At 68.4% G+C, this 10,365-nt stretch carries 7 protein-coding genes and 2 pseudogenes; 4 read left to right on the top strand and 5 right to left on the bottom strand.

Annotated elements, in window-relative coordinates:
• Nucleotides 1–644 (top strand): annotated as a pseudogene (locus RJ03_RS25795) (Fe-S oxidoreductase); the annotation flags it as partial.
• Between the two features lie 181 nt (nt 645–825).
• On the opposite strand, the gene RJ03_RS25790 reads toward RJ03_RS25795, so the two are convergent.
• The 3 genes from RJ03_RS25790 to RJ03_RS25780 all read right to left on the bottom strand — a co-directional run bounded on the left by RJ03_RS25790 (nt 826) and on the right by RJ03_RS25780 (nt 3,010).
• Nucleotides 826–1,503 (bottom strand): DUF8020 domain-containing protein, encoded by a 678-nt coding sequence (locus RJ03_RS25790; RefSeq protein ID WP_036506635.1) that lies wholly within the window; start codon nt 1,501–1,503, stop codon nt 826–828.
• 232 nt (nt 1,504–1,735) lie between these two features.
• Nucleotides 1,736–2,404, bottom strand: coding sequence for a DUF8020 domain-containing protein (locus RJ03_RS25785; protein WP_036506632.1), 669 nt, complete (start codon nt 2,402–2,404; stop codon nt 1,736–1,738).
• A gap of 156 nt (nt 2,405–2,560) precedes the next feature.
• Nucleotides 2,561–3,010: a hypothetical protein gene (locus tag RJ03_RS25780; RefSeq protein WP_036506629.1), complete on the bottom strand. Its 450-nt coding sequence runs from the start codon at nt 3,008–3,010 to the stop codon at nt 2,561–2,563.
• Between the two features lie 266 nt (nt 3,011–3,276).
• Between RJ03_RS25780 and RJ03_RS25775 the strand changes: the two genes are divergently transcribed.
• The 3 genes and pseudogenes from RJ03_RS25775 to RJ03_RS25765 form a co-directional block, all read left to right on the top strand.
• Nucleotides 3,277–4,614: an NsdA family TPR-like regulatory protein gene (locus RJ03_RS25775; protein ID WP_083871332.1), complete on the top strand. Its 1,338-nt coding sequence runs from the start codon at nt 3,277–3,279 to the stop codon at nt 4,612–4,614.
• A gap of 73 nt (nt 4,615–4,687) precedes the next feature.
• Complete coding sequence (locus RJ03_RS25770) at nt 4,688–5,965, top strand: pyridoxal phosphate-dependent aminotransferase (RefSeq protein WP_371507140.1); 1,278 nt, start codon at nt 4,688–4,690, stop codon at nt 5,963–5,965.
• Nucleotides 5,966–6,499: 534 nt separating this feature from the next.
• Nucleotides 6,500–7,729 (top strand): annotated as a pseudogene (locus tag RJ03_RS25765) (YibE/F family protein); the annotation flags it as partial.
• A 636-nt stretch (nt 7,730–8,365) separates the two neighbouring features.
• On the opposite strand, the gene RJ03_RS25760 reads toward RJ03_RS25765, so the two are convergent.
• Nucleotides 8,366–9,586 (bottom strand): MFS transporter, encoded by a 1,221-nt coding sequence (locus tag RJ03_RS25760; protein WP_051025255.1) that lies wholly within the window; start codon nt 9,584–9,586, stop codon nt 8,366–8,368.
• A gap of 103 nt (nt 9,587–9,689) precedes the next feature.
• The gene (locus RJ03_RS25755) at nt 9,690–10,280 is read right to left on the bottom strand and encodes a TetR/AcrR family transcriptional regulator (RefSeq protein ID WP_083871331.1); all 591 of its coding nucleotides are present in this window, start codon (nt 10,278–10,280) and stop codon (nt 9,690–9,692) included.
• Between the last annotated feature and the right edge of the window lie 85 nt (nt 10,281–10,365).

The following is a 10,365-nucleotide window of genomic DNA, read 5'->3' as shown; positions in this document are numbered from 1 at the left end:
AGGCGACTCCGAAGCCCGCCGAAGCCCCTGCGGCCGAGGCGTCCGCCGCCGAAGCGCCGGCGGCCGAGAGCACCGAGGCGCCGGCCGCGCCGACCGCCAAGCCCGGCGGCCTGGCCATGAAGGGCGCCGCCAAGGCACCCGGTGGCAAGGGGCTCGCCATGAAGGGCAAGGCCAAGGCTCCGGGCGCCAAGCCCGCGAGCGAAGCCCCGGCCGAAGCCGAGGCCGAGGCTGCCGAGGCGCCCGCCGCCGAGGCCGCGTCCGCGGAGGCTCCTGCGGAAACCGCCACGTCCACCGGCCCCACCGAGACCAAACCGACGGTGGCGCCGAAGGGTCTGGCGATGAAGTCCGGCTTCAAGCGCCCCGGCCCCAAGGCCCCCGGCGCCGCGAAGCCCGCCGCTGCCGAATCCGCTCCGGCGGCAACGGAATCCGGTAACGGTGCGGCACCGGCCGATACGGCTGCCGGCGAAGCAGCCGAGGCCCCCGCGACCGAGCCGGAGTCCGCATCGGAGGCACCGGAGTCGACCACGGCGACCGCCACCGGCTCCGCCGACAGCGGCAACGGTGAGGTCCAGCCCCCGACCGCCAAGCCGGGGGGCCTGGGCTTCAAGTCCGGAGCGAAGGCCCCGGGCAGCCGCAAGAAGTAAATTCGCCACACCGCGTAGGGGCGCTGCCGACACCGGCGGCGCCCCTTCGTCGTATCCCCTGTTTTCTGCCGACGACGGCAATCGGTTCGAGGCGTCGTCGGTTTGCGGCGGGTTCACCGATAACGCCGAAGGCCGGCCGCTGCTCGAGCGACCGGCCTTCGATGGTGCGTGGCGTAACTCTCTAGTTGCCCGCGGTGTCCTTGGCCCACTTGCTGGTTCCGGGGGCGGCTTGCAGGGTGTTGATCAGATCCAGTCCCGCGATGCCCAGGGCCGGTCCACCGACGGCGATGGTGCCGAGGATGCCGCCGACGCCGGCGCCGGCGATCGCGGCTGGGAGGCAGCCGACGCCGAACAGCGGCAGGCCCAGGATGCAGCCGGTGATTCCGCCGACCACGACGCCGATCGCGGTGCCGACGAATCCGCCCACGGCCGTGGCGATTCCGAATTGCGTGGAGAAATCGTTCATCGCGCGCTGGTTCTCGAGCGGCGAGGCGATCGGCTGGACGGCGACCGGATGGTCGGTGGTCATCGTCTTCTGCGGCGTCAGTTCGAGGACGGTACCGTCGTTCTTCACCACCGGCTTCACCGGAACGGCGACGTCGTCGACCCGCACATCGGTGGGCAGCGAGACCACGGTGGCACCGTGGGAATCGGTGACGGAGTAGGACTTTTCGTCCTGCGCGAGCCGGAAGGTCCCCCCTTGCAAGGTCGTGACGACCGTCTTGTCCACGAGTTTGACCGAGTACCTGATCCCGGACTGCTCCGGCGTGGGAGCCGGGTCGGCGTGGGCGGTGGTCAGCCCGGCGGTCAGTGCGCCGATGGTGAGCGCGGAGGCCGCGGTGAGGCTGCGGAGATTCATCGATATTTCCGTTCCGTCATCGAATCTCGGCGCTCGCCCCCTCGACGAGCGCCGTCACACCTGCGGGTTTGCGGTGAGTTCGCTTGGAGCTCAGCGCTTTCGGCCACGCAGGCGGGTCGATGCTACGCGCACGCCCACCAGGGCAGGAGCCCCCAGTCCTGGGGGCTCTCACAATGCACGGTGTGGCGAATCGGGTTGCGGCACAGCCGGACCGCGATCCGCCGGAGCGGACCTACTTGTCGTCGGCCCATTTCGTCGTGCCGGGCGCGGCCGACAGCGTGCCGATCACGTCGAATCCGGTGATCGCCAGCGCGGGTCCGCCGATCGCGATGGTGCCGAGGATACCGCCGATGCCGGCCCCCGCGACCGCGGCCGGAATGCAGCCGACGCCCAGCAGCGGCAGGCCCAGAATGCAGCCGGTGACACCGCCGACGATGGCGCCGACCGCGGTGCCGAGGAAGGTGCCGACGGCGGTCGCGACACCGAAGTTGGTTTCGAATTCGTTCATCGCGCGATGGTTTTCCATCGGCGAGGCGATCGGCTGGACGGTGACCGGCTTGTCGACGGTGACGGTGCGCTGCGGCGTCAACTCGAGGACGGTCCCGTCGTTCTTGACCACCGGTTTCACCGGCACCTCCGTCCCGGCGACGCGCACTTCGGTCGGGAGTGAGACGACGGTGGCGCCGTGGGGATCGGTGATCGCGTAGGACTTGCCGTCCGCGGCGATCCGGAAGGTGCCGCCCTGCAGGGTGGTCACCACGGTCTTGTCGACGAGTTTCATGGAGTACTTGATCGCGGCCGGTTGGGGCGCGGCGGCCGGTTCGGCGTGCGCGGCAACGGTTCCGGCGGTGACGGCGCCGACGACCAGTGCGGATATCGCGGTAAGGCGCTGGAGCTTCATCCGGCAATCTTAAACGTCTTCATGTCACAAAAGGGTCAAATCTGAAGAAGGTACGTTCCGGATCTGATTTTCGCACCCGTGTTCCGAATCCGGGTCCGCCCCCGACAGGTAACGAGGCGGACCCGGATCGGCAGCGGCGAGGACCGGTCTGCGGGTTCAGTCCTCGCCGCCTCTTCCCACCGCCAGCGCCGTCGTGACGACTATCGAAAGGGGTGGAAGTTCCAGGCCGGACCCCGGCGCCACGATCCAGTGGCAGCCCTCCCGGGTCCATCGGCCCAGGCTGGTGGGCATCATGATCTCGCCGCCGACGGCCGGGATGCCGATATCGAGACGTTGGAGAATGTCCGCGACCTGCCCACCGGGCCGGCTGTCGGGCAACACGAGGAAGCTCCACCGCACGCGCCGGGCCAGTACCGGCCCGCATCCGCCGTGCTCGGTGAGCGATCGGCACACCGCTTCGGCGCGGTCGGCCGGCAGATGCACGACACCGACGGTGCCGGTCACCGGCAGCGTGACGAATCCACCACGCTGGATACATGTCAGACCGGCGTGATGCCGATAGAACATCACCCAGTCGTCGGCGGTTCTGAGCTTCTCGACGTTCACAGTTTCCCGACCTTCACGGCGACTCCCTCGATATCTTCAAGGCTCCCGCCACTGCGACGTCTCCGAAACGCCCCCACGCGCGCTCTGCACTGCCCTTTCACTGCCCAAATCGCCGGGACCAGCCAATTTCCTTGTACCAGCTCGATTTCGGATGTGGCCGTGCTCACCGTCCGCTCGTACTCTGGAGACGAGTTCGCGCGGAAGGGGACATCGTGGTCCGGCAGTGGTCAGGTAAGGAAGCCCGTGCCCTCCGCGATGCCAAACGCATGAGCATCAGGGAGTTCGCGGCCCATCTGGGAGTTCACGAACGCCTGGTGTCGAAATGGGAGGCGGGCGGTGCCCGGGTACATCCGCGCCCGGTCAACCAGGCCGCGCTGGACACATCACTCGCCAGGTCCGACGAAGTCGTGCGGGCGCGGTTCGCGGCCATGATCGATCAGCCCGTCATCGATCGGCCGGGACCGGAATTCGAGGTGCGTCAAGGTCATTCGGCGCACAGCAAGTATTCGAGCGACGCGGAACTTTTGGCACTCGTAGACGCCGGTGCGATGAGAGGTGATGCGTTAGCCGAGATTTCGGAGAGGGATCTGATCATGGCGGCTGCCCACGAAGCCAGCGAGCACGCCGGTCGCGCCGAGGCGAGTAATGTCGGCGCCTCCGCGCTGGAACAACTCGACGCCGATGCCACCCGCATCGCCAGGGAGTACGTCCACGTGCCGCCGGTTCCGATGATGGTGGAGATGCTGCGGGTGCGCCGGCGGGTGTACCGGTTGCTCGAGGGCCACCAGAAGCCCGCGGACACAAGCCATTTGTATCTGCTGGCCGGCACGCTGTCGGGTCTGCTGGCCAACGCCAGTACCGATCTCGGACATCTCGACGCCGCCGGGGAACAGGCCCGCGCGGCCTGGGCGTACGCGGAACTGTGCGGCCACAACGGATTACGCGCGTGGACGCGCGGTATGCAGGCGCTGATCGAATACTGGTCCGAACGGCCGCGCCGGGCGGTGGCACTGGCGCAGAACGGTCAGCAGTACGCGGATTCGGTGACCGCGAAGGTCCGGCTGCACAACATCGAGGCGCGGATCTGGTCCAAACTGGGTAGCGCCGCCGACGCCGAACGCTGCATCCGCGCCGCCGAGGCCGCGCGCACGGGTACCGGGACCGACGAACTGCACGACGAAACCGGCGGCGTCTTCGGCTTCCCGGAGGCCAAGAGCCATTACTACGCGGGCGCCACGTACATCCATCTCGGCCAGGCCGAGCCGGCACTGGCCGAAACCCTGCGCACGATCGAGTTGTACAGCGGCGGCCCGCGCGAACAGCGGTCCTACGGGGCCGAGGCGCTGGCGCGGGTGGACAACGCGGCGGCCCAGTTGATCAACGGCAGTCTCGACGGCGCCGGGGACGCCCTCAGTCCGGTACTCGAACTCTCCGAGGACCGCCGCATCGCGCAACTCGAGGAACGGCTCACCGGGTTGCGCCGCCGGATCGCGACCCCGCGCTTCCGCGACGCGGTCGAGGCGCGCCGCCTGGACGAACGGATCGAGGAGTTCTGCGGCACGACGGTCGCCACGGGGATGCTGCCGGCCAATCCGCCCACCTGAACGGCGGCCCACGGCGCCCGATGTGACCGGCACAACGCCGATGTGGCGCGGTGGCGATGCCTCGGATATGGAGTTGCGGAGCGGTGGCACCATTGAACAGGTGAGCCCTACCAGTCAGTCATCGCATCAGCCGCCCCGGGTTCTGGAGCAGTCCCTGAAGCTCCAGAATGTTCTCTACGAAATCCGTGGGCCGGTACACGCACATGCGGCACGACTGGAGGCCGAGGGCCATCGCATCCTGAAGCTGAACATCGGCAATCCGGCGCCGTTCGGTTTCGACGCGCCCGATGTGATCATGCGTGACATGATCGCCGCGCTGCCGTACGCGCAGGGCTACTCCGAATCCAAGGGCATCCTGCCCGCGCGCCGCGCGATCGTGACCCGGTACGAGCTGGTCCCCGGCTTCCCCGAGTTCGATGTGGACGACGTCTATCTGGGCAACGGCGTCTCCGAGCTGATCACGATGACGATGCAGGCCCTGCTGAACAGCGGCGACGAGGTGCTCATCCCCGCCCCGGACTATCCGCTGTGGACCGCCATGACCAGCCTGGCCGGCGGCACCGCCGTGCACTACCTGTGCGACGAATCCAACGGCTGGCAGCCGGACGTGGCCGATATCGAATCCAAGATCACCGACAAGACCAAGGCGCTGCTGGTGATCAACCCGAACAATCCGACCGGCGCGGTGTACTCGTCGGAGGTGTTGCAGCAGCTGGTCGACCTCGCTCGCAAGCATCAGCTGCTGCTGCTCGCCGACGAGATCTACGACAAGATCCTCTACGACGACACCAAGCACATCTCGCTCGCGAGCCTGGCTCCCGACCTGCTGTGCCTCACCTTCAACGGCCTGTCCAAGGCCTATCGCGTCGCCGGATACCGGTCGGGCTGGCTGGTCATCACCGGCCCGAAGGAACACGCGGCCGGATTCCTCGAGGGCATCGACCTGCTGGCCTCCACCCGGCTGTGCCCGAACGTGCCCGCTCAGCACGCGATTCAGGTGGCGCTGGGCGGCTACCAGAGCATCGAGGATCTGATCCTGCCCGGCGGGCGGCTGCTCGAGCAGCGCGATGTGGCCTGGGAGAAGCTCAATATGATCCCCGGCGTCTCGTGCGTGAAGCCGAAGGGCGCGCTGTACGCGTTCCCGCGGCTGGATCCCGAGGTCCACGAGATCCACGACGACGGCAAGCTGGTGCTCGACCTGCTGCTTCAGGAGAAGATCCTGATGGTGCAGGGCACCGGTTTCAACTGGCCGCAGCACGATCATCTGCGCATCGTGACGCTGCCGTGGGCCCGGGACCTCGCCGTGGCGATCGAGCGCTTCGGCAACTTCCTCTCCAGCTATCGCCAGTAGTCGGGGCCGGGACGAGCCAAAACAAACCGGGAGTTTGGAAAAGTAGGTTTTTGAAGACTTCACTGGCGCAAACTTCGAACTTTTGTGTACAGTAGTCCTCGGCACTCACAGTGCCCGGCCGAGCCGCCTACCCCCCCTGGGTCGCTCGGCCCTGGATTCGACCGCCTACCCCCCTGGGCCGTCGGATCCCTTTCGGGCGGCGGAGACATCCCCCTGCTCTCCGCCGCCCGCACTCCCTGTACCGCCTCTCCGCGAATTTTGGCCTGATTCAGGTGCGTGGTTCTATGCGTTGGCGGCCGGCGGATGGTCGACTGGTTCTGTTAGCCCGTGCCCGGTGAGTTACCCATGTTCTTGCGTGATCAGGCGTACGGATTGCTACCACTGATTTCGGGTGGACATGGGTAACTCGTCGGGGACGGGCAAACGTGGCCACGGTCTCGCCGTCGGCCGCCAACGCTCCTCCGCACGCGCCGGAATCCGGCAGAAATACGCGGAGAGGCGGCACTGCAAATAACTTCCTTTAAGCTCGCTGCGGTGAGCGAGCATCATCATCACCATCATGACCATTCCGGGCCTATTGCTATCGGGGCTACGGCGGCTCGGGTGGTGGTGGGGGTGCTCACCGCGGTCGGGGTGATCGTCGTGATCGCCATGATCTGGTTGTGGCCCAGCCGGCAGCATGTGGATATTCCGTTGCCGATGCAGAACGGCGGCGGTGGGGCGGTGCAGACCGAGGCCGGCACCGTGGCGATGCAGGATATGGGGCCGTGCGGTAGTCCGTCGAACGGGCGTGCCTTTCCCGATACTCCGCAACCGCCGCCGACGAATTCCTATACCTGCCAGCGCAGTCTGGTCTCGATCGATTCGGGGCCGAACAAAGGCAGCCGGACGCTGCTCGAAATCGCGCCGGGGCCGGGACAGCCGGATTTGCATGCGGGAGACCACATTCGGCTGGTTCGGCAGGACGATCCGAGCGGCACCACCATCTATTCCTTCGACGACTTTTCGCGCGGAATGCCGCTGTTGCTGATCACGCTCGTCTTCGTGGCGGTCATCGTGGTGGTGGCGCGATGGCGCGGATTGCGCGCGGTGCTCGGCCTGGTGTTCGCGTTCGGGGTGCTGGTCGTATTCCTGCTGCCCGCCCTGCTCGACGGGAAGCCGGCGATACCGGTCGCCCTCGTATCGGGAGCGCTGATTCTCTACGCGGTCCTGTATCTGGCGCACGGCGTCAATCTGCGGACCAGCTCGGCGTTGCTGGGCACGCTCAGCGCGATGGTGCTCGCGGCGGTGCTGTCCTGGGTCGCGCTGGAGGTGACTCATCTGACCGGTCTGTCGGAGGAGCAGAACACCAACGTCGCGACCTATATCCAGCACGTCAGCATTACCGGCCTTCTGCTCGCGGGCTTCATCATCGGCTCGCTCGGTGTGCTCAACGACGTGACCATCACCCAGGCCTCGGCCGCCTTCGAACTCGCCGCCCTCGACGAAGAGGCGACGCGGCGTGAGATTTTCGCGGCCGCCATGCGCGTCGGCCGCGACCACATCGCCAGTACGGTCTACACGCTGGTCCTCGCCTACGCCGGCGGTGCGCTGCCGCTGTTGCTGATGTTCTCCGTCGCCGGTCGCTCCATTCGCGACGTGCTGACCGGTGACGCGGTGGCCATCGAAATCACCCGTTCCGCGGTCGGCGGCATCTGCCTGGCGCTGTCGGTTCCCTTGACCACCGCCATCGCGGTCCTGCTGGCCCGCCCGTTCGCCCGGCGCGCCGACTTCGACGACTACGAGCCCGAACCCGCACCCCGCCGTACCTCCGTGCCCGCGGGCCGCCGCCGGGCGGAGAGCGCCGCGGAAACCACCGGCAGCCACCGCAGAGTCGCCGCGCGCGGCGAGACCGCGGGAAGCCGCCGGCGCGTGGACGGCCGGGAGAACAGGACCGGCCACGACCACGCGGACCACCGCGGCGGACCCAACACGGGTAGTCATCGCCGCGTCGAAGGACGTCCGGGCGAGCCGCCTGCCCGCCGACGCACCGCCCCCTCGCCCGATACGACCGGGGGCCAACGCCGCGTCGACGATCGCCGCGCCGACACCGGCGACCACCGGCGCATCGATGATCGCCGAGCCGATACCGGCAGTCACCGGCGCATCGACGATCGCCGAGCCGATACCGGCAGTCACCGGCGCATCGACGGCCGAACCGGAGAGCCGACCGGCGGCCACCGGCGCGTCCCGTCCGGCCGACCTCACGACGACCCCCGGCCGAGCTGGCCCACCCGTCCGCCGCGACCGGACGCGGAACGCCAACCTCGCAACGACCCGCAGCCTCGAAACCGAACCTCTTGGCCCACAACAGGTTATGAAGAATGATCGAGTGAACGATCGGCGCCTCCGGCTGTTCCGCTACCGGCCGTGTCCGCGACGCTGAACGGTTTCGCTCGCCGGTGATCCGCCGGCGGTCATCACCGCCGCCACCACGATCGCGAGGGCCGCGATCACCGCGGTGGTGGCCCAGCCGAGCCGGCTCACCGCGGCCGCGCCGAAGGCGGTGCCGGCGCTGCCCCCGACGAAGTACACGACCATATAGGCGCTGTTGAACCGGGCGGGTGAGCCCGGGTCGATGGCCAGCACCGTGCTCTGATTGGCGACCTGCGCCGCGAACAGGCCCGCGTCGAACAGACCGAGGCAGACGAGGGCGAGCACCGTATTCGACAGGGCCACAGCGAGTGTCACGGCGGCGGCGCCGGCGACGACGAGTCCCACCAGGATGACGCGACGCGCCCCGACCCGATCCGTCCACGCCCCCGCGATGCGGGTCGCGGCGACACCGGCCAGTCCGGCGAACGCGTACAAGCCGATTCGCTCGGCGGAATAGGAGAACGGCGGCTGCGACAGCGCCGCCGCGAGCCCGGCCCACACCGTACAGAAGGCGAAGAACCACAACGCGCCGCGTCCGGCCGCCGACCGCAGCAACGGATACCGGGTGAACAGTCCCGGCAGCCCGCGCAGCATCGTCAGGTAGCCGGAAGCGACCGTGGCCGTCGCGGCGGGCAGCACGACACGGGTCGCCACCGCCAGCGCCGCACAGGCCGCCGCGAAGACGAGCAGCATGCCCCGCCAGCCGATGAGGTCGGTGAGCCAGCCGCCGACGATGCGGCCGGCCAGTACTCCGGCCGAGATCCCGGCCGTCACCGTCCCCAGCACCGTCGCGCGCCGGTTCGGTTCCGCGAAACGGCTTGCGACGGAGCTCATCTGGGCACCCACCGAGGACGCCGCACCGACCAGCCCGATCACCGGGCCGAGCAACCACACCACCCCCACCGCGGCGCCGATCGCCGATGCCGCGGCGAGCGCGGCGAACTGCAGCGAAACCACCGTCCGAGGTGGATGTCGGTCCACCAGCGGAACCAGGAGCGCCAGCCCGAGCAGATAGCCGACCGGCCCGCACGCCAGTGCGATCCCCATTTCCGCGACCGATCCGTGCAGCGAGCCCGCCACTGCCGCCATACCCGGCTGCAGCACGTACATGGTGGCGGTGCCGAGTCCCGCCCCCACCGCCATGAGTCCGACGACGGATGTGCGCAGCACCGGGTCACGGGTATCGGTCAGCAGGTCGTTTTTCATGACCACGACGCTAGAAACCACTCCCGGCGGGTGCTGGCGCTAAACGGACGCGACCGTCGGCGCCCACCGCGAGAGCGTGAAAGGCGAACTCGTCCGTAGTCGTTCAGTCCGGAAGCAGGCCCATCGCCGTGAGGATTCGGTCCGCGTAGCCGGAATCGATGGTCTCTCCGCTGATCAGCAACCGGTAGTAGAGCGCGCCGTAGATCAGATCGATGGCAGTGTCCGGGTCGAAGCCGGCGGGAAGGCTACCGGCGGATCGGGCCTCGCCGAGGAGTTCGCCCACCTCGGCCCGCCGCCCCGCGATGAACCGATCCCGCAGCGCCGCAGCCAATTCCGGGTCGTGTTGCGCCGCGGCGACCAGGGCCACGAAGGGGCGCCGGGCGTCGGGATCGCCCATCAGCGTCGCCACCCGGCGGACCGTCGTGCGCAGACGGGCCAGGGCATCGCCTTCGGCGGGGACGCTCATCCGGTCCGCGAAGGCGTCGGTGAAGGCATCCATCAGGACGGCCGCCTTGGTGGGCCACCAGCGGTAGATGGTGTTCTTGCTGACTCCCGCGTGGGTGGCGATCTCGTCCACACTCAGCCCCGGCAGTCCGCGGTCGGTCAGCAGGTCGCGGGCCGCCGCGAGCACCGCGCGCCTCGAACGCTCACTGCGCGGCCGTCCAGGACCGCGCGACTGTGTCATCTCGACCATGGCGCAAGTCTAGCGTTTTGGATACGATACGAGCAGTATCCTAATTAACCGCAGATGAGAGGCATATGATGGCGACAGACAAGGT

Source organism: Nocardia aobensis NBRC 100429 (assembly GCF_000308375.1).
Lineage (GTDB): Bacteria > Actinomycetota > Actinomycetes > Mycobacteriales > Mycobacteriaceae > Nocardia > Nocardia aobensis.
This window is presented reverse-complemented; position numbering and strand designations above follow the sequence as displayed.